This window comes from Burkholderia sp. SIMBA_051 (assembly GCF_046534915.1).
In the GTDB taxonomy this organism is placed as follows: Bacteria; Pseudomonadota; Gammaproteobacteria; order Burkholderiales; family Burkholderiaceae; genus Burkholderia; species Burkholderia ambifaria.
Genome location: NZ_JAWRXS010000001.1, coordinates 500,729 through 522,652, shown reverse-complemented (window position 1 = coordinate 522,652; position 21,924 = coordinate 500,729). Strand labels below are relative to the sequence as shown.

Genomic DNA, 21,924 nt, shown 5'->3' with positions numbered 1-21,924 from the left:
CGAATGGTGAACACGCAAGCAAAACACACCTACGCGGGTCCGGCCGCGAAAACCGAGGAAGAGGACGTCGTCCTCGGCCAGTTGCTCCAGGTGATCATGGACGACATCTGGCTGCTGCTCGGCATCGCGGTGACCGTCATCGCGCTCGCCGGCCTGTACTGCTTCGTCGCGAAGCCGGTCTATCAGGCCGACGTGCACGTGCGCGTCGAGGGCAACGACAATACGTCGCAGGCGCTCACGCAGACGCAGACGGGTGCATCGATCAACAGCGGCCCGCAGCAGGCGCCGACCGATGCGGAAATCGAGATCATCAAGAGCCGCGGCGTCGTCGCGCCGGTCGTCGAGGAGTTCAAGCTGAACTTCTCGGTCGTGCCGAAGACGATGCCGGGGATCGGCAGCCTGGCCGCGCGCATCGCGACGCCGGGCGAGCCGTCGCGCGCGTGGTTCGGCCTGCGGTCGTACGCGTGGGGCGGCGAAGTCGCCGATATCGACTCGATCAACGTCGTGCCCGAGCTCGAAGGCAAGAAGTTGACGCTGACGGCCGGCCCGGACGGCACCTACACGGTGGTCGACCAGAACGGCCGCCGCCTGCTGTCGGGCCGCGTCGGCGAATCGGAGCAGGGCGGCGGCGTCACGCTGCTCGTGCAGAAGCTCGTCGCGCGTCCGGGCACGCAGTTCACGGTGGTCCGCTACAACGATCTCGACGCGATCACCGGCTTCCAGTCGGGCATCCAGGTGAGCGAGCAGGGCAAGCAGACGGGTGTCGTGCAGATCTCGCTCGAAGGCAAGAATCCGGACCAGACGGCCGCGATCGCGAACGCGCTCGCGAAGTCGTACCTGAACCAGCACGTGATCGCGAAGCAGGCCGAAGCGACCAAGATGCTCGACTTCCTGAAGGGCGAGGAACCGCGCCTGAAGGCCGACCTCGAGCGTGCGGAAGCCGCGCTGACGCAGTATCAGCGCACGTCCGGCTCGATCAACGCGAGCGACGAGGCGAAGGTCTACCTGCAGGGCAGCGTGCAGTACGAGCAGCAGATCGCCGCGCAGCGCCTGCAGCTCGCGTCGCTCGCGCAGCGCTTCACCGACTCGCACCCGATGGTGATCGCCGCGAAGCAGCAGCTCGCGGAGCTGCAGGGCGAGAAGGACAAGTTCAGCAACCGCTTCCGCAGCCTGCCGGCGACCGAAGTGAAGGCCGTCCAGCTGCAGCGCGACGCGAAGGTCGCCGAGGACATCTACGTGCTGCTGCTGAACCGCGTGCAGGAACTGTCGGTGCAGAAGGCCGGCACGGGCGGCAACATCCACCTGATCGACTCGGCGTTGCGCCCGGGCGCCCCGATCAAGCCGAAGAAGGTGCTGATCCTGTCGGCCGCGGTGTTCCTGGGCATGATCCTCGGCACCGGCGTCGTGTTCCTGCGCCGCAACCTGTTCCAGGGCATCGAGGATCCGGACCGCGTCGAGCGCACGTTCAACCTGCCGCTGTACGGGCTGGTGCCGCAAAGCGCCGAGCAGGTGAAGCTCGACGCGATGGCCGAGAAGGGCGGCGGCCGTGCGCGGCCGATCCTCGCGAGCCTGCGTCCGAAGGATCTGAGCGTCGAAAGCATGCGCAGCCTGCGCACCGCGATGCAGTTCGCGATGATGGACGCGAAGAACCGCGTGATCGTGCTGACCGGCCCGACGCCGGGGATCGGCAAGAGCTTCCTGACGGTCAACCTCGCGGTGCTGCTCGCGCATTCGGGCAAGCGCGTGCTGCTGATCGACGCCGACATGCGCCGCGGGATGCTCGACCGCTACTTCGGCCTCACCGCGCAGCCGGGCCTGTCCGAGCTGCTGAGCGATCAGTCGGCGCTCGAGGACGCGATCCGCGAGACGCCGGTGCAGGGCCTGTCGTTCATCTCGGCCGGCACGCGCCCGCCGAACCCGTCGGAGCTGCTGATGTCGACGCGTCTGCCGCAATACCTCGAAGGGCTCGGCAAGCGCTACGACATCGTGCTGATCGACTCGCCGCCGGTGCTGGCGGTGACCGACGCGACCATCATCGGCCGCATGGCCGGCGCGACCTTCCTGGTGCTGCGCTCGGGCATGCATACCGAAGGCGAGATCGCCGACGCGATCAAGCGCCTGCGTACCGCGGGCGTCGATCTGGAAGGCGGGATCTTCAACGGCGTGCCGCCGAAGGCGCGCGGCTACGGCCGCGGCTATGCGGCCGTCCACGAATACCTGAGCGCTTGATCGCATTGCACGAAACCGGGCCGGCGCGCATCGCGCCGCCCGGCCGACTGGAGAACCCCCGATGAAAATTTCCGTGCTCGTTCCGACCTTTCGGCGTCCCGCCGACCTCGCGCGCTGCCTGCTGGCGCTGCAGCGCCAGCAGCGGCTGCCCGACGAGGTGATCGTCGTCGCGCGCCCGGAGGACGATGCCACGCACGAGCGCCTCGCCGATCCGTCGGTCGGCGGCGCGCTGCCGCTGCGGATCGTGCCGGTCGACGTGCCGGGGCAGGTCGCCGCGCTGAACAAGGGGCTCGACTCGGCGAACGGCGACATCGTCGCGATCACCGACGACGATGCGGCGCCGCGCGCGGACTGGCTCGCGCGCATCGAAGCCGTGTTCCTGGCCGATCCGCGCGTCGGTGCGGTCGGCGGCCGCGACTGGGTGCACGAGAAAGGCCGCGTGCTCGACGAGTCGCGCGAGCTCGTCGGCCAGCTCACGCTCGCCGGCAAGATCATCGGCAACCATCACCTGGGTGTCGGCGGCGCGCGCGAAGTCGACATGCTGAAAGGCGCGAACATGAGCTACCGCCGCGCCGCGATCGAACGGCTGCGCTTCGACACGCGGCTGCGCGGCGCCGGTGCGCAGGTGCACAACGACATGGCATTCAGCATGCACGTGCAGCGCGAAGGCTGGAAGCTCGTCTACGACCCGGCGATCGCGGTCGACCATTTTCCGGCCGAGCGTTTCGACGACGACCGGCGCGATGCCGCGTCGCTGAATGCGATCAGCAATGGCGCGTACAACCTGCACCTGATCCTGCGCGAGCATCTGCCGCCGCTGCGGCGCGAGCTCGCGTGGTGGTGGTGGACGCTGGTCGGCACGCGCGTCTATCCGGGCTTCGCGCACGTGCTGCTGTCGCTGCATACCGCGCAGCGCGAGCGCGTGCGCGAGCACTGGCGCGCGGTGCGCCGCGGCGCACGCGATGCGCGCCGCGCCAACCTTGCCCCCCATCGTGCGGCGATGCCGCCGGTGACGTCTTGAACGAGCCGCGCACGACGCATGGCCACCCCCGGAGGGCTTGATATGGTACGACCCGCTCATTTCCCTGAAGCCTGCCTGTCGGGGCATCCCACGGCACGGCGGAGGCTGACATGACTGCAACGAAGGTTCACGTCCACCTGTTTTACGGCGCCGATCCGCGTACCTACCGCAAAGGCGAGGACATCGGCTGCCTGTACGGCTATCACCACGCCGAATCCGACGAATTCCGCTTGACCTATTCGCAGGACCGGCGCGAGAACCGCGTCGCGAGCCTCGCGCGCCGTGCGCTGAAGGCGGCGCTCGGCTTCGACGTCGTGCACGCGTGGCGCAATCGCGCCGCGCTGCTGGACACCGACGTGATCTGGACGCACACCGAGCAGGAGCATCTCGCCGCGGCGCTGGTCCTGAAGCTCGCCGGCGCGCGGGGCAAGCGCCCGCTGCTGCTCGCGCAGAGCGTGTGGCTATTCGACAAGTGGAACACGTTCGGCGGCGCGCGCCGCTGGCTGTATCGCAAGCTGCTCGCGCGTGCCGACGCGCTGACGACACTCGCCCGCGACAACGCCGAGCTGTGCCGCCGCTATCTCGGGCGCGACGCGGAGTTCGTGTACTACGGGCTGAACACGCAGGATTTCCCGCCGGTCGAGCCGCAGCAGTGGCAGCCGAACCGGCCGCTGCGGATCGCCGCGATCGGCAACGACCGCGACCGCGACTGGCGCACCTTCCTCGCCGCGTTCGGCGGCGACGAGCGCTACGACGTGCGGCTCGCGACGCGCCGCCGCGTGCCGCGCGAGTGGCATGCGCCGAACGTGAAGATCGGCTCGGCATCGGGCCTCGCGAAGCAGCACGAACTGTACGCATGGGCCGACGTGATCGTCGTGCCGCTGCGGCCGAACTTCCACGCGTCGGGCATCACCGTGATGCTCGAGGCGGCGGCGGTCGGCAAGCCGATGATCGTGTCCGACGTGGGCGGCCTCAGCGACTACTTCCCGCACGACACGGCCGCCTACGTGCCGGCGTTCGATGCGCAGGCGATGCGCCAGGCCGCCGACCGCTTCGTGGCCGATCCGCTCGCCGCGCTCGACTGCGCACGCGCCGCGGCCGCGTGCCTGCGCGAGCGCGACCTGACCACGCAGGCGTTTGCCGAGCAGCACGTGCGGATCACGCGCGACATGCTGCGCCGGCGTCGTACGCCGGCGGCCGCCGGCCTCGCGATGCCGCTCGCGGATTCGCGTCCGTCGTCGCGGTGAGAGCGGATCGATGAGCACGATCGCCGCCGAACGCGAACCGTCGCGCAAGCGCAGCTGGCTGCCCGAGCGCAAGCACTGGGTCGGGCAGGCCGGGCTGTGGACGTTTACCGCCGCGCTGATCGCCATTCACCAGGGCAAGGTGCTGACGCTCGCGTTTCCGGTGCTGGCCATCGCGGTCGGCATCTGGCTGTATTTCAAGAGCCCCGCGCGCTACGTCGGCTTCATGTGGTGGGTGTGGTTCCTGAGCCCCGAGGTGCGGCGTCTGGCCGACTGGTCGAAGGGCGCGTTCACGCCGACCAGCCTGATCCAGGTCGCGCCGCTCGCGGTGACGATGATCGCCGCGTTCGGACTGATCAGGCATTACCGCGTGCTCGCGCAGCGGCGCGGCATTCCCGTGCTGCTGATGCTGTTCGGGCTGGCGTATGCATATCTGGTCGGCATCGTGTCGAGCGGCGTGATGGCCGCGACCTACGACCTCGCGAACTGGGTGTACCCGGTGCTGATCGGCTTTCACATCATGGTGAACTCGCGCGACTATCCCGAGTACCGCGACGTGCTGCTGTCCACGTTCATGTGGGGCGCGGCCGTGATGGGCGTGTACGGGGTCGTGCAGTACTTCGTGATGCCGCAGTGGGACGTGCTGTGGATGATCGGGTCGAACATGGGTTCGCAGGGCGAGCCGGTGCCGTACGGCGTCCGGGTATTCAGCACGATGAACTCGTCGGGGCCGTTCGCGTTCGCGATCATGGGCGCGCTGGTGTTCGTGTTCGCGGCGCCGCAGAAGGTCCGCTGGTTCGCGGGCGCCGCCGGCTTCGTGTCGTTCGCGCTGTGTCTCGTGCGCTCGACCTGGGGCGGCTGGGTGATCGCGCTCGCGATCCAGCTCCTGCAGTCGAGCAACCGCGTGCGGATGCGGATCCTGATCAGCGGCGTCGTGCTGGTCGGGCTGTGCGTGCCGCTCCTGACCGTCGGGCCGGTGGCCGACCGGCTCGGCGCGCGTCTGCAGTCGATCACGAACCTGAAGGACGACCGCAGCTACGACGACCGCAACAAGTTCTACGCGACCTTCGCGCAGACGGCGTTCACCGACGTGGCCGGCGAAGGGATGGGCGCGACCGGCGCGTCGACCAAGCTGTCGAGCGACAGCGGCGAGCTCGGCAAGTACGGCAGCTTCGACAGCGGCGTGATGAACGTGCCGTTCGTGCTCGGCTGGCCCGGCACGCTGCTGTACCTGGCGGGCGTCGTGATGCTGCTCGGCCGCACGCTGCGCGCGGCGTTCAAGCTGCGCAAGGACAAGTTCGTCGGCGCATGCCTGAGCCTGTGCCTGTCGGTGTTCGCGATGCTCGTGTTCACGAACTCGCTGATCGGCACGGGCGGCCTGCTGCTGTTCACGGCCATTTTTTCAATACTATCCGCGGCGCACTGGCAGAAGGCGCAGCGCCTGCTGGCCGCCGCTGATTCACGGGGAGGCGACCATTGAGAATCGCGATCGTCACGCACGTCGTGCGACATAACGACGGCCAGGGCCGCGTCAATTACGAAATCGCGCGCGCGGCGCTGGCGGAAAACTACGAGGTCACGCTGGTTGCGTCGCATGTCGCGCCCGAGCTGCTGGCCGACCCGCGCGTGCGCTGGGTGCCGGTGAAGGTCGGTCGCTTCTGGCCGTCGAATCTCGTCAAGCAGCAGGTGTTCGCGCTGAAGAGCGCGTGGTGGCTGCGCGCGCATCGCGGCGAGTACGACGTGCTGCACGTGAACGGCTTCATCTCGTGGATCCGCGCCGACGTGAATACCGCGCACTTCGTGCACGGCGGCTGGTTCAAGAGCCCGTACTACCCGTTCGGGCTGACGAAGGGCATGTGGTCGGCCTACCAGTACATCTATACGCGCGTGAACACCGCGCTGGAGCGCTGGGCATACCGGCGTTCGCGCGCGATCACGGCCGTGTCGCAGAAGGTGGCCGACGAGATCGCCGGGCTCGGCATCGACAGCCGCAAGATCAGCGTGATCTACAACGGCGTCGACGGCAGTGCCTTCGCGGGCGCGCAGCCCGATCGCGCGGCGTTCAAGCTGCCTGACGACGCGTTCCTGCTGCTGTTCGTCGGCGACCTGCGCACGCCGCGCAAGAACCTCGGCACCGTGCTGAAGGCGCTGACGAAGCTGCCGGCGAACGTTCATCTCGCGGTGGCCGGCTATCTGCCCGGCAGCCCGTATCCGGACGAGGCGCGCGCGCTCGGTATCGATTCGCGCGTGCACTTCCTCGGTCTCGTGAAGAACATGCCGACGCTGATGAGTTCGGTCGACGCGTACGTGTTTCCGTCGCGCTACGAGGCGATGAGCCTGTCGCTGCTGGAGGCGATGGCGGCCGGGCTGCCGGTCGTCACCGCACGCACGGCGGGCGGCGCGGAAATCATCACGCGCGAGTGCGGGATCGTGCTCGAGGATCCGGACGATCCGGCGGCGCTCGCGCAGGCGATCGGTTCGCTCGCGGCGTCGCGCGACACCTGCCGCGCGATGGGCGACGCGGCCCGCGAATTGATGACCCGTTTCGGCTGGGCCCATATGGGCGCCCAGTACGTCGCGCTCTACCGGCGCATCGGCCAACCCACGCAGCCGTCCGCCTTCGAGCGGGTCGAGCATGCGGTGACGCAGGAGCAATCGTGATGTCCCAATCTTCCCGGCCGATCAAATCGTTGCAGATCGGCATGCACTGGTTCCCCGAACGTGCGGGCGGCCTCGACCGGATGTACTACTCGCTCGTCGGCGCGCTGCCCGGGGCGGGCGTCGAGGTGCGCGGGCTCGTCGCCGGCTCGCCGAAAGTCGCCGACGACACGGGCGGTGCGATCCAGGGCTTCGGGCCCGCGTCGCAGCCGCTCGCGCGCCGCATGCTCGCCGCGCGCCGCGCGTTGCGCGACGAGATTCGCACTGAGCGGCCGGACGTGATTTCGTCGCACTTCGCGCTGTACACGTTCCCCGGCCTCGACGTGACGCGCGGGATTCCGCAGGTGTCGCACTTCCAGGGGCCGTGGGCCGACGAAAGCCAGGTCGAGGGCGCCGCGTCGCTCGGGCAGCGCGCGAAGCGCTATCTCGAACAGGCCGTCTATACGCGCTCGTCGCGGCTGATCGTGCTGTCGCAGGCATTCGGCCAGATCCTGACGAACCGCTACGGGATCGAACCGTCGCGCGTGCGCGTGATTCCCGGCTGTGTCGATACCGCGCAGTTCGACACGCCGCTCACGCCCAGCGAGGCGCGGCACAAGCTGCAACTGCCGCAGGACCGGCCGATCGTGCTGGCCGTGCGCCGGCTCGTGCGGCGCATGGGGCTGGAGGATCTGATCGACGCGATCGGTGTCGTCAAGCAACGGCATCCGGACGTGCTGCTGCTGATCGCCGGCAAGGGCAAGATCGGCGAGGAATTGCAGCAGCGCATCGATGCGGCGGGGCTGCAGGACAACGTGAAGCTGCTCGGCTTCGTGCCCGACAACCATCTCGCGGCGCTGTACCGCGCGGCAACGGTCAGCGTCGTGCCGACAGTCGCGCTCGAGGGCTTCGGGCTGATCACCGTCGAATCGCTGGCGTCCGGCACGCCGGTGCTGGTTACGCCGGTCGGCGGGTTGCCCGAGGCAGTCGCCGGGCTGTCCGACGATCTGGTGCTGCCGTCGACCGGCGCGGATGCGATCGCGGAAGGGCTCGGCGCGGCGCTATCGGGCGCGATCAAGCTGCCGGACGAAGCCGCGTGCAAGCGCTATGCACGTGAGCACTTCGATAACGCGGTGATCGCGCGGCGGGTCGCCGGTGTGTATGAGGAGGCGATTCGGGCGGCGGGGTAAGCGAACGCGGTGCGCCGCCGGCGGATTGCGGGCGGCGCGTGCGTAGGCGGTCGGGTCGCGAGCCGGGCGCCTGCGCCGGGCATCCAAGCTGGACACCCAAGCTGGACACCCAAGCCGGACACCCAAGCCGGACACCCAAGCCGGACACCCAAGCCGGACACCCAAGCCGGACACCCAAGCCGGCTCGCCCGAATCGGGCGAGCCGGCTTTTTGTCGTTCGCTGCCTAACTCGCCGTGATGAGCACGCCGTTTTCGCCAGGCGTCACGCCAGCTTGCGCGTCACGGCCCAAACAGCGAATGCGACGACGCTGACCGCCGCGCCGAGCCCGCAGACGCCGATCCATCCGGCATGCGCATACATCATCGTCGACGCAATCGCGCCGAGCCCGCTGCCGACCGAATAGAACAGCATGTAGCAGCCGACGAGGCGTGCATGCGCGTCGGGCCGCGCGCTGAGGATCATGCTCTGGTTCACGACGTGGACAGCCTGCCCGCCGACGTCGAGCAGCACGATGCCGACGACCAGCAGCGCGATCGACGTGCCGGCGAACGCGAGCGGCAGCCACGAGAGCGCAAGGAGCGCCAGCGCGACGCCGGTGGCCGCTTCACCGAGCCCGCGATCGGCGAGCCGGCCCGCGCGCGCGGCGGCGGCCGCCCCCAGTGCGCCAACGAGCCCGAACGCGCCGATCTGCGTATGCGACATCGCATGCGGCGGCGCGCTCAACGGCAGGACGAGCGCGCTCCAGAAGATGCTGAACGCCGCGAACATCAGCAGCGCGATCGCCCCGCGCACGCGCAGTACGCGCTCGGTGCGCAGCAGCGTGACCATCGACCCGAGCAGCGCCGCATAGCCGATGCGTTCGCGCGGCGCATCGGTATCGGGCAACAGCCGCGCCAGCGCGACGAGCATCGCGATCGCGAGCGCGCCCGACACCAGATAAACGGCACGCCAGCCGGCGATGTCCGTGACGACACCCGCGAGCGAGCGCGCGGCCAGCAGGCCGATCACGACGCCGCCCTGTGCCGCGCCCACCACGCGGCCGCGCTCGCCGGCACCCGCAAGCGCGGCCGAGCAGGCGATCAGCCCTTGCGTCATCGCGGTGCCGAGCAACCCGACCGCGACCATGCCCGCGAGCAACGCGATGCGCGTCGACGATGCAGCCACGCCGATGCACGCTGCCGTCAGCAGCAGGAGCTGAACGGTGATCAGGCGCTTGCGGTTCAGCAGGTCGCCGAGCGGCACGACGAACAGCAGCGCGAGCGCGCAGCCGAGCTGCGTCGCGGTGATCACGCCGCCGACCGCCCCCTGCGATACGCCGAAGTCGCGGGCGATCGAGTCGAGCAGCGGTTGCGCGTAGTACACGTTCGCGACGCTCGCGGCACAGCAGACGGCCAGCAGCGCGACGCGCGCCGTGGACACGCGTGTGTCATCGGCCGGGCGAGCGGCACGCGATGCCGCGTTCGACGCGACGGTTCCTGAACGACAAGACGATTCCATCAGTTGCCTCACGCAAGTAGTTGCAAATTGAAACTAGTGTGAGTGTAGGAAAAGTAGTTTTAAAATGCAACTTCATGAGGCGGCGGGCGACGGGCCCGCGCACGAATGGCCGGCGCCGGGAAGGCGGCCGGCACGACAGCGGAGAGCAATATGGCCAGGCAGAGAAGTCTTGCGGATTCGCCGTGCCCGGTGGCGCGGGCGACCGATATCGTCGGCGATCGCTGGGCGTTGCTGATCGTGCGCGACGCGTTCGACGGCGTGCGCCGGTTCGGCGATTTTCGCGCGAGCCTCGGCGTCGCGAGCAACATCCTGTCCGACCGGCTCAGGATGCTGGTGGAGGCCGGCGTGTTCGAGGTCGTGCCCGCGTCGGACGGCAGCGCGTATCAGGAATACGCGTTGACGAAGAAGGGCGAGGGGCTGTTTCCGGTGATCGTGATGCTGCGGCAGTGGGGCGAGGCGAACCTGTTCGCGCGCGGCGAGCCACATTCGGTGCTGGTCGAGCGCAAGACGGGCCGCGCGATCCGCAAGCTCGCGCTGCGGCACGACGACGGCCGGCCGCTGAAGGCGGCGGAGACGGTCGTGCGGAAGGTGGGTGACGACGAGGGCGGGACGCGGGGTGAAGGCCAGTCGTGCCGTTCAATCGACGGATGACGCTGCCCGACGCGCAGCCGATGCACCGCGATGCGCATCCGGCCTGATCAGCGTCGCGAGCAACCCCGCTGCGACGAGTAGCGCCGACCGACGCGAGCAGCAGCCGCAGCGACGTCGACGCATCGATGAAATGCAGCGATCCGCAGCCGAACGCGGCGGCGGTTCGTGCGGCCGCGAGCATCGGCATCGTCGGCGAGCCGCGCACAGCGCTGGAACGCATTGCGCTCGAATACCGCGTGATAGTCGGCCCAGCCCGCGATCTCGGAGAAGTACGCGTCGTGCGGCCGAGGTTTCAGGAAGGCATGATGCGTCGATACGGTCGCCGGCTGCGATCCAATGCGATCGATTTGCGCGCGGAAAAGGGGCGGCTTGCCACACCAGGCGACTGCATTACGGCAGGCAGGAACCGTCCGGCGAAATCGCTCAGTGACGTTCGCCGCGCCAGCGCCCCGGCGCGACGCCGAAGCGCTTCGTGAACGCGTGCGTGAAAGTGCTCTGGTCGGCGAAGCCGACCATGCCTGCGATGTCGACGAGCGGATGGCGGCCGTCGGCGAGCAGCACGACGGCGGCGTCGAGCCGCAGCCGCTGCAAATAACGATGCGGAGTTTCGCCGAACGCGTCGACGAACAATTGATGAAACCGCCGCATGCCATAGCCGCAGTGTGCGGCAAGATCGGCGATGCGCAGCGGCTCCGCGAGCCGGGCGCGTAGCCAGCGGTCGATGCGCGCGAAATCGAGGCCCGCCGTAGGCGCGGCGAGGCCGGTGTCGCCGAGCAGCGCATCGCACAGACGCGCGGCGGCCTGCCACTGGAAGCGATGCGCGTGTCGCGCGTCGCCGGCCGGCCCGTCGAGTTGCGCGGCGGCCGCCGCGACCTGCGCGACGAGCGACGTCAGCGCCGGGTCGATCGACACCGCACGCGCGCTGTCGAACAGCCGCTGCGGCACCGCGAGCGACGCGGCGGGCAGGTCGAGCACGAGCTGGCGATTGTCGCCGAGGCCCGCGTAATCGTGGCGCGCGCCGGCCGGAATCAGCCAGGCCGCGTGCCGGTCGATGCGCTGGCCGACGCCGTCCACCGCCATCACCATCTCGCCATCGACGCCGAGCACGACCTGATGAAAGTCGTGCACGTCGGACGCTTCGCACGTGTCGTAACGGCGCAGCGCGATGGCGGGTGACGGGATGCGTTCCATCGGAGGGAGCCGGCCGGCGTCTTCGTCAGACGGCGAGCAGTTCGACTTCGAACACGAGCGTCGCGTTCGGCGGAATCACGCCGCCTGCGCCGCGCGGGCCGTACGCGAGTTGCGGCGGGATCGTCAGGCGACGCACGCCGCCGACCTTCATGCCCTGCACGCCTTCGTCCCAGCCCTTGATGACCATGCCGCCGCCGAGCACGAACGCGAACGGGTCGTTGCGATCCTTGCTCGAGTCGAATTTCTGACCGTCGGTCAGCCAGCCCGTGTAATGGACGCTGACGGTCTGGCCGGCTTGCGCTTCCGCGCCGGTGCCTTCGGTCAGCTCTTCGATTTTGAGGCCCGATGCGGTCGTGGTGACAGACATGACTTCTCCTGAAAGGGGTTGGGTAAAACCGCTATTGTAGGCGAGCGCGCTGCGGGCCGCCCCTGCGCGGCGAAGGCCAATCCGCGTGTCGATCGCGGGTCGCTGGCGAGGCGGCCACGCATCTGGCGAGAAATGCGAATGGAACGCGCGTTTGAATTTTTCGCGAACCGGATCGACGCGGTTGCACCGCGCGAACGGCGCGTGCGTATGAATCGTTGCGACGCGGCAAGCCGGCGTCGCGTTGAACACCACCGTCCCTTCGCGCGAGACGCCCGTCGCACGGCGCTTTCAAGCCGATTACGGCTCGCGTATTGAGCGCCCGCCTGTCGGTCCTACGCCGCCGTGCGCGTTCGAATCGCGGCACGCGCGAACGCCTTCCAAACGTCGTTTTTTCCGCGCTGCCGAGCGCGTCCTGTTTGGAAGCGCGCGTCTACCACGCGGCTTGCGCGCGGCGTCGCCCGGAGCCTATCTTTACAGTTATCGATGGCAAGATTTCGGCGTTGCGCGATGCGCCGCCCGGGCCCGCGCCGGCAAGGCCGCGGCAGTTGCCGGGCCGCCCGAAAACAAGGAGAACGACAACATGAAGTCAGCCGCTTCCGCCACCGCAGCCGAGGTGATGCCGGTGCGCCGCGACCTGCGCTTCGACCTGCCGGTCGAGCGCGCGAAGGACTGGCACGGGCTCGGCCCGCACGTGACGCACTTCTTCAATGCGCTGTCGCTGCTGTTTCCGGCCGGCGAACGCTTTTTCATGGATTCGGTGCGCAACTATCGCGACCGGATCGACGATCCCGTGCTGAAGCGTCAGGTGCTCGGTTTCATTGGCCAGGAGGCGATGCATACGCGCGAGCACGTCGAATACAACGAACTGATGCAGGCGAACCGGCTGCCCGCGCGCAAGCTCGACAAGCGCGTGTGGACGGTGCTCGGCTTCGCGAAGCGCGTGCTGCCGCATTCGGTCCAGCTCGCGCATACGGTCGCGGCGGAGCACTACACGGCGATGCTCGCGGATTGGCTCCTGCGCGACCCGACGCGTCTCGCCGGCTCTGTCGAAGGCTACCGGCAGATGTGGGTATGGCATGCGCTGGAGGAAACCGAGCACAAGGCGGTGTCCTACGACGTGTGGAACGCCGTGATGAAGCCGGGCCTGCGCCGCTACCTGATCCGCGTCGGCGTCTACCTGCTGACGACGCTGACGTTCTGGCCGACCGTGTTCCTGATCCACGTGACGCTGTTGTCGCGCGATCGCGATATCAGGCATCGCGTGCGCGGCATGCTGCGGATGATCGCGTTCCTGTACGGGCCGCGCCGCGGGCTGTTTCCTCGCATCGCGGGTGAGTGGCTGAGCTTTTTGCGGCCCGGCTTCCATCCGTGGGACCACGACAACCGTCATCACCTTTCCCGTGTCGACGGCCTGGTCGCCGCATACGGCGAACACGATGACGCCGCGGCCGGCCGTGGTCGCTCTCATGCCCACGCGCCCGCACCACTCGCATCGGGGCGCTAATCCGCCCGCCGCGCGATGCGGCGCGTGTTGCGTTCGTGCATCAACCCCGTTTAATTGACGATTGACCGGCATCAACCGGAAACGATTGCGCACGCGTTCGCCGGGACGGCCGACCAGCCACGCCGGCGCATGCGGCCGATTCGATTCCGCCTGCCCGGCATCGCATGCCGCCCGGTGCGCCAGCACCGGCGCGGTTCCCCGCGTTCGTGATCTCCGCGGCTTTCTTCCGGGTTCACCCCGCCACCGGGAAAACACCCATCTAGCCGCGCGTCCGCGGCATCGATATACCGTTCATGAAAGGATTCGTTCGGCGCACGATTATCGCCCGGGGGGATTTTATTCGTACGGAAATACGGCCAATATGTCGGTTCGATCGAGGTCCTTCGTACGCGCGGCGAGCCGGCGCACGATACCAACGCCAAGCGGGGAATAACGATGGTTGCAAGGTCACCCGACGCAAACGGGACGGCGGCGCCCGAGATGCCGCTCGTATCCGTTACCGCCCCCGAGGCCGGACGCAAGCTGTTCGTGATCATGCGTTCGCCGGATGAGCCGTTGCTGGCGCAACTGCGCGGGCTCGGCTGGGATATCTCGATCGCCAAGACAGCCGGCGCCGCGCAGAACATGACATCCGGCGTCAACGTCGCCGCCGGGCTCATCGATTTTTCTGGATTCACGTCGCGCGACTATCCCGCGCTGAAGGCGTGCCTGAGCCAGGCGGCGATCGGCTGGATTTCCGTCGCGCAGGCTGGTGTCACGATCAGCCCCGCCGTGCGCGAACTGATCCGCAGCTACTGTTTCGATTACGTGACGCTGCCGTTGCCGCACGAATGGATTTCGCACGTGCTCGGCCATGCACGCGGGATGGCCGCGCTCGATCGCGTCGACGGCGCGGCCTACGCGGCGTCGATCGGCGAGCACGGAATGATCGGCAACTGCGAAGCGATGCAACAGTTGTTCAGCACGATTCGCAAGGTCGCGAAAACCGACGCGAGCGTGTTCATCTCCGGCGAGTCGGGCACCGGCAAGGAGCTGACGGCGCTCGCGATCCACGAGCGCTCGGCGCGCGGCAAGGGCCCGTTCGTCGCGATCAACTGCGGCGCGATTCCGCATCACCTGCTGCAGTCGGAACTGTTCGGCTACGAGCGCGGCGCATTCACCGGGGCGAACCAGCGGCGCGCGGGCCGGATCGAATCCGCGAACGGCGGCACGCTGTTTCTCGACGAAATCGGCGACATGCCGGTCGAAAGCCAGGCGAGCCTGCTGCGCTTCCTGCAGGAAGGGAAGATCGAGCGGCTCGGCGGCCAGGAATCGATTCCGGTCGATGTGCGGATCATCTCGGCGACGCACGTGGATCTCGACGGCGCGGTCGAAGCCGCGCGCTTTCGCGCGGACCTCTATCACCGGCTCTGCGTGCTGCGCATTCACGAGCCGCCGCTGCGCGCGCGCGGCAAGGACATCGACATCCTCGCGCATTACGTGCTGCAGAAATACAAGGCCGACAGCGGCCGCAAGATCAGCGGCTTCACGTCGGCCGCGCTCGACGCGATGCGCCGCTACGAGTGGCCCGGCAACGTGCGCGAGCTGATCAACCGGGTGCGCCGCGCGATCGTGATGGCGGAAAGCCGGCTGCTGACGCCGAACGATCTCGGGCTCGAGACGCCGGGTGAAACGGAGCCCGTCACGCTCGAACAGGCGCGTTCGCTCGCCGAGCGCACCGCGATCGAGAACGCGCTGCTGCGCAACGATCACCGGATCAACAAGGCCGCCGCCGAACTCGGCATCTCGCGCGTCACGCTCTACCGGATGATGATCGAGCACGGGCTCAACGACCACGACAACAACGGCGACAACGGCGGGAAGGACGGTTCGCCGCCCGGCGACGCCGACCACCAGCGCGTCGGCTGAACGGCGGCAGGGAAGCGTTCGCGGTGGGTCCGGGCGCGCGTCCGGCGGCATGTAAAGGGCATGAAACGTTTCCTGTCGGCAGCCACCCGAATAAGCCGGCAAACGCGGCCGGCGGCGTGCCGCCCGCGCCGGCAAAACTTTCCTGATCGTCCGCGCGCCTTGTCCGGCAAGGCAGTGCCGCAGCGCACCCGCGGCCGCCCGCGCGCGACATGTTTCAGTTTCGTAACTTCCTGCGTGTCCCGCCCGGTCCGGCCGCGAGCTTGTCCGACGAAAGCCTTGTGCGGCCGGCTTCATCCGAAGCTGGCCCGCTCCTTGCGCTGATCGAGGTGCGAGAGACGATGATGTGGCGTCCGGCCGGTTCGGCAGCGAACCCAAGAGCCGACAAGGACGCAGCCCACGGGGATGACCGGCGGGACGGGCAGCAAGCACTGCCCGGGTCCGACCGGCAGGGCCGTCGTCGTCGGATCGTCGGGGCACCGGCGAAGTCCGGTTGCCGGCACAAGCAACGGCACGAATACGGGGTAGAAAAATGATGAACGATCGCCAAACGACGCGGCCGGCCAGCCGCGAACGCAATGATTCGACCCATCGCCGGGCGTCCGCGCATCTTGCCGCCGGCCGGCATGCGTCGACAGGCCATCTCTGCGCGCCCGGTGCGAGGCGGATCCGGCTGATACCCGGTCATCCGCGCCGGGCCGGTACTTTTTCGCTGGCCAACCGGATCCGCCAGGGTATGTGCACCCGCGCGCCGGTTCGGCTGCGCCCGCTCTTCGCGTATTGACGTCGCACGCGGGCCATCGCCCGCGGAAGTCAGCGGTTTGCAATCCGAATGAAGCGCGGGATCAGGCGGTGCGGTATCAGGCGGTACGGCGCGGTCGATGAAACCGGCGCGACGGCAAACGTCAGGGAGGCGTTGCCGTCCGGCGCTTGGGGGAGGGGCGGTCCGGCCGCGCGCGACGGGCATCACACCCGTCGCGCGCGACGCCGCTTCAACCGCCGTAGATATCGAAGTCGAAGTACTTCGACGCGAGCCGCTTGTAGGTGCCGTCCTTGACCATGTCGAGGATCGCGCGGTCGATCTTCGCCTTCAGGTCGGTGTCTTCCTTGCGCAGGCCGATGCCGGCGCCGATGCCGAGCACCTTCTCGTCGATGAGTTCGGGCCCGACGAACTGGTAGCCCGCGCCGCGCGGCGACTTCAGGAACCCGATCGCGGCCTGCACCTCGTCCTGCAGCGCGGCGTCGAGGCGGCCCGACGTGAGGTCGGCATACACGCCGTCCTGGTTCTGGTACGACACGACGTTCGCGCCTTGCTTCGCCCAGTACGCCTTCGCATACGCTTCCTGCGTCGTGCCCTGCTCGACGCCGATCGACTTGCCCTTCAGCGATTCGGCCGTCGGCAGCAGCGATGAACCCTTCTTCACGACGAGCCGCGTCGGCTGGTTGTAGATCTTCGTCGTGAAGCCGATCTGCTCCGCGCGCTGCGGCGTGATCGACATCGACGACAGCACCGCGTCGAACTTCTTCGCCTTCAGCGCCGGGATCATTCCGTCGAAATCGTTCTCGAGCCACACGCACTTCGCCTTCAGCCGCGCGCAGATTTCGTTGCCGAGATCGATGTCGAAGCCGACGAGCTTGCCGTCGGGCGCCTTCGATTCGAACGGTGCATAGCTGGCGTCGGTGCCGAAGCGCAGCGTGGTCCAGTCCTTCGCGACGGCGGGGCCCGCCGATACCGCGAGCAGGGCGATCGAAACGGCGGCAATCAGTCTCTTCATGATGGTTCCTTGGCGTGGTCTATCCGGTTCTCGGCGACTCGGTTGCTGTAGACACGCACCGCGTGGCGATGCGCTGTCTGTCCGCACGGCCATTAACGCAGAAAATAAAATATTCGTCCAGAATGGACAAAAAATATCTCTTATCGAAGGAAATGCCGATGTCGGGGGACGACCCTTGCAAAAATACCGAAATGGACTAATCTTGTTAGTGAATTCATTTCGAGACTAACGCTCATGACACAGCCCGCCTTCGATCCGTATTCCGCCCCGCGGCAGGCTTCGGTCGCGCAGATGTCGGCGGCCGGCCTGCGTGCGTTCTTCAACATCGCGCGCGACTGGGAGCTGACGATCGACGAACAGATCGTGCTGCTCGGGTCGCCCGGCCGTTCGACGTTCTTCAAGTGGAAGGCAGCGCCGGAATCGGCGCGCCTGCCGCGCGACACGCTCGAGCGACTATCGCTGCTGCTCGGCATCTACAAGGCGCTGCAGATCCTGTTGCCGCAGCCGGCTGCCGCCGATACCTGGGTCAAGCGGCCCAACGACGCCGCGCCGTTCGGCGGCAAGCGCGCGCTCGACCGGATGCTCGCCGGCAACGTTGGCGATCTGGTCGCCGTCCGGCAATATCTCGACGCGATGCGAGGTGGCTGGGCGTGACGATGCCGATCGAAGCGCAAGCCTGGCCCACGACCGTCGTCGACTGGGCGCCTGCCTATCGCGTGATTCCCACCCGTTTTCCCGCCATCAACCTGTTCGACCGCGTCGCGTCCGCGGAGGATTTCGATGCGCTCTATGCGCTCGAATCGCTGACGAACGACCGCATCCGCAACGAAGTCGGCACGCTCGAACTCGTGCCGCCGGCCGAGCGTCGCTACGGCCAGGGCTGGGGGCCGATCATGGCCGCGTTCACGCACCTGAATCCGCAGGGCAGCCGCTTTTCCGACGGCAGCTACGGCGTGTTCTACTGCGGGCGGTCGCGCGATACGGCGATCGCCGAAACGCGCTATCACAGCGGGCTGTTCATGTCCGCGACGAAGGAGCCGCCGATGCGCCAGCAGATGCGGCTCTACACGGTGTACGCGCACGGCGAGGTCGCCGACGTGCGCACGTGGCCGCAGCGCAGCCCGGCGCTGCTCGATCCGCTCGATTACAGCGCGGGGCAGGCGCTCGGGCGCGCGGTGCGCCATTCGGGCGGCGCGGGAATCGTCTATCCGTCGGTGCGCGACGCAGGCGGCGAATGTCTCGCGGCGTTTCGCACGACGCTGCTGCGCGACTGTCATCACGCGGCGTATCTCGAATACAACTGGAACGGTTCCGCGATCGATGCGGTGTTCGAGTTGAATCAGGTGGGCTAGCGGGGGAGGCTCGCGCGGGCAAACGCGTGCGCGTGCTTCCGCCAAGCCGTTGCCGGCCTACGGCAGCGGCAACTCGCCCGCGTGACGGGCGCGCGCGTCGGCCTGGGTGAGCGACCACATGTCGCCCGTGCGCGGTTCGACGATCGTCAGCCGTCCGGACGGCGCGAAAGCGCCGGTATCGATGAACCATTGCGCGCCGATGCGCTGCGGCGCGCGCACCGGCGTATGACCGGTGCAGGTCAGCGACAGGCCGGCCTGCAGCGCCGGGTCGGCGAGCCCCTGGACCAGGTCGCGCCCCCACATCAGCCGCTCGCGCACGTCGTGCGAATAGTTGCCGGTGTCGAGTTCCGCGTCCGGACCGAAGAACTCCGCATGCAGCACGTTGAAGCGCGCGGCGCCGTCGCCGACCACGCGCACGAGCGGCAGCGCGTCGACGCGCGCCGCATGCGCATGCAGCCGCTCCGGCGGGAGATCGGCGCCCCAGTCGCCGCCGATCCCGCGCCATGCATCGGGCGGCAGCTTGCCGCGCGACACGAGGCTCAGCACTTCTTCGTGATTGCCGCGCACCACATGGCACCACGGGCGGTCGAGCAGCGTGAGCGTGGTTTCGGACGCGGGGCCGCGATCGACGAGATCGCCGACCGAGAACAGCCGGTCGCAAGCCGGATCGAAGCCGATGTCGTGCAGCAGCGCGCGCAGCACATCCACGCAGCCATGCAGATCGCCGACGACGAAGTCGCGGCCGGCCGCGTTCGCGGGATGGTGGCAGAGGGCGGGTGTCATCCCGATATCTTAGGCGCTTGCGGCCATCGCAACGACATGCCGGAATGGCGATAATCGGGGCGCTACCCGCCGGCGACGCGCAGCGGCCCTTTGCGCGCCGGCGGGACCTTTCCATCCGCTTTCGGAATCACACGATGACGCTTTATCCGCAGGTATTACGCAACCGGCCGCGCATGGTCGCCGCCTTCGTCGCGGGCGTGGCGTGCGCGGTGCTGCTGCCGCTCCAGTTGCGGCCGACCGCGCGCGTGCTGATCGGCTGGGATTGCACGGTCTGGCTGTATCTCGTGCTGATGTGGGTGCGCATGGTCACCGCGCATCATCACAAGGTGCGCGAAGTCGCGATCCGCGAGGACGAGAACGCGACGACCGTGCTGACCGTCATCTGCCTCGCGACGGTCGCGAGCGTCGCCGCGATCGCGATCGAGCTCGCGACCGCGAAGAGCGTCGGCTTTCGCGCGGGGCTCGGCCATTACGCGATCACGGCCGCGACGCTGTTCGGCGCGTGGTTCCTGATTCCGACGATCTTCACGTTGCACTACGCGCGGCTCTATTACGGCTCGCCGACCGGCGATCGCTGGCTGCGCTTTCCCGACCGCAACCCCGAGCCCGACTACTGGGATTTCCTGTATTTCTCGTTCACGATCGCGGTCGCGTCGCAGACGGCCGACGTGTCGCTCGCGAACCGCTCCGCGCGCCGCGCGGTGCTCGCGCAGTCGATCCTGTCGTTCTACTTCAACATGGCCGTGCTCGGGCTGTCGATCAACGTCGCGGCGGGGCTGCTGAGCTGACGCGGGTTATTTCAGGAGTTCGTACGGACCGCCGCGCTCGAGCGCGCGGCGGTACGCGGGCCGCGCGTGGATCGTTTCGAGAAAGCGTGCGATCGCCGGATACCTGCCGCCGTCGCCGCGCGCCATCGCGGCTTCGAGCGGGAAGCTCATCTGGATGTCGGCCGCGCTGAAGCTGTCGCCGACGAACCAGCCCGTGCGCGTCAGCGCGCCGTCGATATGATCGAGATGCAGCGCGATCTGCGGATCGACGAAGCCCGCTTGCAGCGTCGCGGCGATCTTGCGCGCGATCGGCCGCGCGAAGAACGGCATCGGCGCATGCGCGATGCGCAACGCGACGAGCTTCAGCAGCAGCGGCGGCATCGCCGATCCTTCCGCGTAGTGCAGCCAGTACGTGTAGTCGTGCCGCTCGGGCGTGCCGCCGGGCGGCGCGAGGCGGCCGTTGCCGTGGCGTTCGACCAGGTACTCGATGATCGCGCCCGATTCGGCGATCGTGCGGCCGTCGTCGGTGACGACGGGCGACTTGCCGAGCGGATGGATCGCGCGCAGCGCGGGCGGCGCGAGCATCGTCTTCGGATCGCGCGCGTAGCGCACGAGCTCGTACGGCACATCCAGTTCTTCGAGCAGCCAGAGCACGCGATGCGAACGCGAGTTGTTCAGGTGATGGACGGTCAGCATGTCGAGGCCGGAAGAGGGGCGGGAACGACATCATACCGAGCGCGGGTGACGCCCGGCACGTCGGGCTGCCGCGCGATGGTCCAGTGCGTCGAGCGGCGCGCGTCACCCGTCGTTGCGCCTCGTCACGAGGCGCGGCGCAACGCGATCCACGCGCCCCAGAACAGGCTCGAGAAAAAGCGCAGCGGCGCATCGAAACCCGCATCGTCCAGCAGGTCGAACACGGCTTCCTCGGAAGCCGGCGGATCGGCGCCCTGCAGGATTTTGGCCAACTGCGCACGCACCGCGTCGGGCGTCGCGCCCTTCATGCGCCAGCGCTGCTGCCACGCATCGAGCAGCCGAGGGTGGTCCGCGTAGCGGCGATGGTTGCCCGCGATCACCAGCGGCGCGCCGGGCTTCAGGCGGCGCGCGATCGCGTCCAGCAGCGCGGCCTTCGCCGTGTCGCCGGGCACGTGATGCAGCACGCCGATCAGCGTCGCGCCGTCGAAGGCCGGCGCGTCGGACAGCGCGTCGATGCCGGCCTCGATGAAGTGCGTGCGGCCGGCGAAACCCGCCGCTTCGACGTTGGCGCGCGCGAGCGCGAGCATCGGCGCGGACGGATCGACGGCCGTGAACCGCCAGCCCGGTTCGAGCGCGGCGGGCACGCAGATTTCCTGCCCCGTGCCGCCTGCACCCACGACGAGGATCCGCGCATCGGCCGCGCCGATCGACGACGCAAGCATGCACGCGGCGAGTTCGTGGCATGCGTCGTAGCCGGCGAGTGCGATGCGGGCCTGTTCGGCGTATTCGTGCGCGCGTGCCGGATCGAACTTCGCGGCGCTGGCGGGGAGTGACATGGCGGATGCCTCGGGTTCGGGCGCGGACGGGGGTGTCCACGCGCATCGCACCGAGCGCAAGCAGCGGTCGGCGGCGCAACAAGGCGAGCGGCCATTCCGGTATGCGGACTACCCGACTCGATGCGCGTCGCACGCAAACGTTGTCGGGGTCGATTCGCATTTAAAAATGTGAGGAATCAATACGTTTCAGAACTGAAACAGGTGCATACTTTTCTTCCCCCCTGCCTGGCCGTCGCATGCCGGGCCCGCTGCGCCGCGCCGTTCGCGCGGCCATGCTGCTC

20 protein-coding genes are annotated in these 21,924 nt (G+C 68.3%); 13 read left to right on the top strand and 7 right to left on the bottom strand.

What is annotated here, in order from left to right; all coding sequences use genetic code 11:
• Positions 1-3 precede the first annotated feature (3 nt).
• The 6 genes from SB771_RS02270 to SB771_RS02245 all read left to right on the top strand — a co-directional run bounded on the left by SB771_RS02270 (position 4) and on the right by SB771_RS02245 (position 8,321).
• Positions 4-2,229, top strand: a complete 2,226-nt coding sequence (locus tag SB771_RS02270) for a polysaccharide biosynthesis tyrosine autokinase (protein WP_175659611.1) — start codon at positions 4-6, stop codon at positions 2,227-2,229.
• Between the two features lie 61 nt (positions 2,230-2,290).
• The gene (locus tag SB771_RS02265) at positions 2,291-3,250 is read left to right on the top strand and encodes a glycosyltransferase family 2 protein (RefSeq protein WP_175659610.1); all 960 of its coding nucleotides are present in this window, start codon (positions 2,291-2,293) and stop codon (positions 3,248-3,250) included.
• Between the two features lie 110 nt (positions 3,251-3,360).
• Positions 3,361-4,497 (top strand): glycosyltransferase family 4 protein, encoded by a 1,137-nt coding sequence (locus SB771_RS02260; RefSeq protein WP_011660461.1) that lies wholly within the window; start codon positions 3,361-3,363, stop codon positions 4,495-4,497.
• Between the two features lie 10 nt (positions 4,498-4,507).
• Positions 4,508-5,974 (top strand): O-antigen ligase family protein, encoded by a 1,467-nt coding sequence (locus tag SB771_RS02255; RefSeq protein WP_175659609.1) that lies wholly within the window; start codon positions 4,508-4,510, stop codon positions 5,972-5,974.
• The gene (locus SB771_RS02250; protein WP_175659608.1) at positions 5,971-7,155 is read left to right on the top strand and encodes a glycosyltransferase family 4 protein; all 1,185 of its coding nucleotides are present in this window, start codon (positions 5,971-5,973) and stop codon (positions 7,153-7,155) included. Before SB771_RS02255 ends, SB771_RS02250 begins: the two co-directional genes overlap by 4 nt.
• Positions 7,155-8,321: a glycosyltransferase family 4 protein gene (locus SB771_RS02245; RefSeq protein WP_011660464.1), complete on the top strand. Its 1,167-nt coding sequence runs from the start codon at positions 7,155-7,157 to the stop codon at positions 8,319-8,321. The genes SB771_RS02250 and SB771_RS02245 overlap by 1 nt, the downstream gene beginning before the upstream one ends.
• A gap of 262 nt (positions 8,322-8,583) precedes the next feature.
• Here SB771_RS02245 and SB771_RS02240 read toward each other — a convergent pair whose 3' ends face one another.
• Complete coding sequence (locus tag SB771_RS02240) at positions 8,584-9,819, bottom strand: MFS transporter (RefSeq protein WP_175659607.1); 1,236 nt, start codon at positions 9,817-9,819, stop codon at positions 8,584-8,586.
• A gap of 150 nt (positions 9,820-9,969) precedes the next feature.
• Here SB771_RS02240 and SB771_RS02235 point away from each other — a divergent pair, with 150 nt between their 5' ends.
• Together SB771_RS02235 and SB771_RS02230 are read left to right on the top strand one after the other, a co-directional pair.
• Positions 9,970-10,470 carry a winged helix-turn-helix transcriptional regulator gene (locus SB771_RS02235; protein ID WP_175659606.1) on the top strand — a complete coding sequence of 167 codons (501 nt, stop codon included), beginning with the start codon at positions 9,970-9,972 and terminating at the stop codon, positions 10,468-10,470.
• A gap of 125 nt (positions 10,471-10,595) precedes the next feature.
• Complete coding sequence (locus SB771_RS02230; protein WP_175659605.1) at positions 10,596-10,946, top strand: hypothetical protein; 351 nt, start codon at positions 10,596-10,598, stop codon at positions 10,944-10,946.
• Here the strand turns inward: SB771_RS02230 and SB771_RS02225 are convergent.
• Entirely contained in the window at positions 10,894-11,661 is a 768-nt protein-coding gene (locus SB771_RS02225; protein ID WP_175659604.1) for an AraC family transcriptional regulator, read from the bottom strand. The two genes, SB771_RS02230 and SB771_RS02225, sit on opposite strands and share 53 nt — an antisense overlap.
• 25 nt (positions 11,662-11,686) lie before the next feature.
• Positions 11,687-12,028 (bottom strand): FKBP-type peptidyl-prolyl cis-trans isomerase, encoded by a 342-nt coding sequence (locus SB771_RS02220; RefSeq protein ID WP_006761935.1) that lies wholly within the window; start codon positions 12,026-12,028, stop codon positions 11,687-11,689.
• 580 nt (positions 12,029-12,608) lie between these two features.
• Here SB771_RS02220 and SB771_RS02215 point away from each other — a divergent pair.
• Positions 12,609-13,532 carry a metal-dependent hydrolase gene (locus SB771_RS02215; protein ID WP_175659603.1) on the top strand — a complete coding sequence of 308 codons (924 nt, stop codon included), beginning with the start codon at positions 12,609-12,611 and terminating at the stop codon, positions 13,530-13,532.
• A gap of 435 nt (positions 13,533-13,967) precedes the next feature.
• Positions 13,968-15,440, top strand: coding sequence for a sigma-54 dependent transcriptional regulator (locus SB771_RS02210; RefSeq protein WP_175659602.1), 1,473 nt, complete (start codon positions 13,968-13,970; stop codon positions 15,438-15,440).
• 989 nt (positions 15,441-16,429) lie between these two features.
• Here the strand turns inward: SB771_RS02210 and SB771_RS02205 are convergent.
• Entirely contained in the window at positions 16,430-17,212 is a 783-nt protein-coding gene (locus tag SB771_RS02205; RefSeq protein WP_012365606.1) for an ABC transporter substrate-binding protein, read from the bottom strand.
• A gap of 234 nt (positions 17,213-17,446) precedes the next feature.
• Here SB771_RS02205 and SB771_RS02200 point away from each other — a divergent pair, with 234 nt between their 5' ends.
• Together SB771_RS02200 and SB771_RS02195 are read left to right on the top strand one after the other, a co-directional pair.
• Positions 17,447-17,866, top strand: a complete 420-nt coding sequence (locus SB771_RS02200) for an MbcA/ParS/Xre antitoxin family protein (protein ID WP_006754054.1) — start codon at positions 17,447-17,449, stop codon at positions 17,864-17,866.
• A gap of 2 nt (positions 17,867-17,868) precedes the next feature.
• Positions 17,869-18,564, top strand: a complete 696-nt coding sequence (locus tag SB771_RS02195; protein WP_175659776.1) for an RES family NAD+ phosphorylase — start codon at positions 17,869-17,871, stop codon at positions 18,562-18,564.
• A 57-nt stretch (positions 18,565-18,621) separates the two neighbouring features.
• On the opposite strand, the gene SB771_RS02190 is transcribed toward SB771_RS02195, so the two are convergent.
• Positions 18,622-19,347: a metallophosphoesterase gene (locus SB771_RS02190; protein ID WP_175659601.1), complete on the bottom strand. Its 726-nt coding sequence runs from the start codon at positions 19,345-19,347 to the stop codon at positions 18,622-18,624.
• Positions 19,348-19,481: 134 nt separating this feature from the next.
• Between SB771_RS02190 and SB771_RS02185 the strand changes: the two genes are divergently transcribed.
• Positions 19,482-20,135: a DUF1345 domain-containing protein gene (locus SB771_RS02185; RefSeq protein WP_011660476.1), complete on the top strand. Its 654-nt coding sequence runs from the start codon at positions 19,482-19,484 to the stop codon at positions 20,133-20,135.
• Positions 20,136-20,141: 6 nt separating this feature from the next.
• Here SB771_RS02185 and SB771_RS02180 read toward each other — a convergent pair whose 3' ends face one another.
• Positions 20,142-20,810 (bottom strand): glutathione S-transferase, encoded by a 669-nt coding sequence (locus SB771_RS02180; RefSeq protein WP_175659600.1) that lies wholly within the window; start codon positions 20,808-20,810, stop codon positions 20,142-20,144.
• Positions 20,811-20,932: 122 nt separating this feature from the next.
• Complete coding sequence (locus SB771_RS02175; protein WP_175659599.1) at positions 20,933-21,643, bottom strand: class I SAM-dependent methyltransferase; 711 nt, start codon at positions 21,641-21,643, stop codon at positions 20,933-20,935.
• Positions 21,644-21,924: the final 281 nt, after the last annotated feature.

What these genes read in the sequence shown, in the direction of transcription:
- SB771_RS02270 (WP_175659611.1), top strand. Translation starts at nt 4, where the DNA reads ATGGTGAACACGCAAGCAAAACACACCTACGCGGGTCCGGCCGCGAAA.
- SB771_RS02265 (WP_175659610.1), top strand. Translation starts at nt 2,291, where the DNA reads ATGAAAATTTCCGTGCTCGTTCCGACCTTTCGGCGTCCCGCCGACCTC.
- SB771_RS02260 (WP_011660461.1), top strand. Translation starts at nt 3,361, where the DNA reads ATGACTGCAACGAAGGTTCACGTCCACCTGTTTTACGGCGCCGATCCG.
- SB771_RS02255 (WP_175659609.1), top strand. Translation starts at nt 4,508, where the DNA reads ATGAGCACGATCGCCGCCGAACGCGAACCGTCGCGCAAGCGCAGCTGG.
- SB771_RS02245 (WP_011660464.1), top strand. Translation starts at nt 7,155, where the DNA reads ATGTCCCAATCTTCCCGGCCGATCAAATCGTTGCAGATCGGCATGCAC.
- SB771_RS02240 (WP_175659607.1), bottom strand. Translation starts at nt 9,819, where the DNA reads ATGGAATCGTCTTGTCGTTCAGGAACCGTCGCGTCGAACGCGGCATCG.
- SB771_RS02235 (WP_175659606.1), top strand. Translation starts at nt 9,970, where the DNA reads ATGGCCAGGCAGAGAAGTCTTGCGGATTCGCCGTGCCCGGTGGCGCGG.
- SB771_RS02230 (WP_175659605.1), top strand. Translation starts at nt 10,596, where the DNA reads ATGAAATGCAGCGATCCGCAGCCGAACGCGGCGGCGGTTCGTGCGGCC.
- SB771_RS02225 (WP_175659604.1), bottom strand. Translation starts at nt 11,661, where the DNA reads ATGGAACGCATCCCGTCACCCGCCATCGCGCTGCGCCGTTACGACACG.
- SB771_RS02220 (WP_006761935.1), bottom strand. Translation starts at nt 12,028, where the DNA reads ATGTCTGTCACCACGACCGCATCGGGCCTCAAAATCGAAGAGCTGACC.
- SB771_RS02215 (WP_175659603.1), top strand. Translation starts at nt 12,609, where the DNA reads ATGAAGTCAGCCGCTTCCGCCACCGCAGCCGAGGTGATGCCGGTGCGC.
- SB771_RS02210 (WP_175659602.1), top strand. Translation starts at nt 13,968, where the DNA reads ATGGTTGCAAGGTCACCCGACGCAAACGGGACGGCGGCGCCCGAGATG.
- SB771_RS02205 (WP_012365606.1), bottom strand. Translation starts at nt 17,212, where the DNA reads ATGAAGAGACTGATTGCCGCCGTTTCGATCGCCCTGCTCGCGGTATCG.
- SB771_RS02200 (WP_006754054.1), top strand. Translation starts at nt 17,447, where the DNA reads ATGACACAGCCCGCCTTCGATCCGTATTCCGCCCCGCGGCAGGCTTCG.
- SB771_RS02195 (WP_175659776.1), top strand. Translation starts at nt 17,869, where the DNA reads ATGCCGATCGAAGCGCAAGCCTGGCCCACGACCGTCGTCGACTGGGCG.
- SB771_RS02190 (WP_175659601.1), bottom strand. Translation starts at nt 19,347, where the DNA reads ATGACACCCGCCCTCTGCCACCATCCCGCGAACGCGGCCGGCCGCGAC.
- SB771_RS02185 (WP_011660476.1), top strand. Translation starts at nt 19,482, where the DNA reads ATGACGCTTTATCCGCAGGTATTACGCAACCGGCCGCGCATGGTCGCC.
- SB771_RS02180 (WP_175659600.1), bottom strand. Translation starts at nt 20,810, where the DNA reads ATGCTGACCGTCCATCACCTGAACAACTCGCGTTCGCATCGCGTGCTC.
- SB771_RS02175 (WP_175659599.1), bottom strand. Translation starts at nt 21,643, where the DNA reads ATGTCACTCCCCGCCAGCGCCGCGAAGTTCGATCCGGCACGCGCGCAC.